Genomic DNA, 529 nt, shown 5'->3' on the forward strand with positions numbered 1-529 from the left:
ACACTGTGCCGTTGGCTACAGCCACTGTGCCGCCCACGGCAATGGCCGTGCCATCAATCGCAGTAATGGTATGGCCTGCGTTTTCAAAGGTATCATTATTATTCACATCATAAGTAGCCACCGTGTCTTCATTCAGGGTTATGACATCGTTGGCAATATCCACAACTGGATTGACTGTGATGGCAATGCTGTCCGTATCGCTTAAGGCGCCATCATTGGTGACTATGGTTAAGTTGTCAGCACCGTTGTAATCGGCAACCGGGGTATAGCTTAAACCATCCAAAGCAGTGGTAATTGCAGCAGGAGATCCCGTTAAGGTCACACTGCCCGTACCGTTATTCGTAATGGTAACCCCTGCTGTTGCCAGTGCCGTTAAACTGCCGTGTGCCACGGAAATCGTGGTGGTCACAGAAGCACTATCTATGTCGGTGAGGCTTATCGCATTGCCATTGGCAGAGCTAAAGACCTGAGCGGTGTCTTCATTCGTCGTTTGAGCGCCAGGGACGCTGTTGGTTGGGGCATCATTAAC

At 50.5% G+C, this 529-nt stretch carries 1 protein-coding gene; it reads right to left on the bottom strand.

What is annotated here, in order from left to right:
- The coding region (locus Lqua_RS18410; protein WP_202972766.1) for a hypothetical protein at positions 1-529 on the bottom strand (529 nt) is incomplete at both ends.

It is taken from the genome of Legionella quateirensis, from assembly GCF_001467955.1.
GTDB classification, from domain to species: domain Bacteria; phylum Pseudomonadota; class Gammaproteobacteria; order Legionellales; family Legionellaceae; genus Legionella; species Legionella quateirensis.